The sequence below is a fragment of the Kistimonas ophiarachnellae genome (assembly GCF_057552235.1).
The window spans coordinates 1-306 of the sequence record NZ_BAAJPA010000087.1; the positions used below are offsets into that span (position 1 = coordinate 1).

General features: G+C 58.5%; 1 protein-coding gene. It reads right to left on the reverse strand.

The window, feature by feature from the left end; genetic code table 11:
* Positions 1 to 306, reverse strand: a 306-nt coding sequence (locus AC27K1_RS21755; protein ID WP_487152892.1) for a VCBS domain-containing protein, incomplete at both ends; no start/stop codon positions are given.

The window sequence follows — 306 nt, forward strand, 5'->3', positions numbered from 1 at the left end:
GCGATGCTGACCGTGCCCTGGCCCGTAACGGGATTCCCGTCACCATCCACGATCTCCACGCTATCCAAGCTGAAGTTGCCGGGGTTGTCGTTGTGATCCAGATCCGTGTCGTCGGCCAGTACGTCAATGGTCAGGGTTTCATTCTCATGGCCTGTGGCGGTGTTGGCTGTCGACACCGGCGCGTCATTGGTGCCGGTCACCGTGATGGTTGCTGTTGACTCAGAGGTAGCCCCTTCATCATCGGACATCACATAGCGGACAGTGACAGTAGCCGTGTCACCACTGGCAAGGCTGTCGAAATCCGTG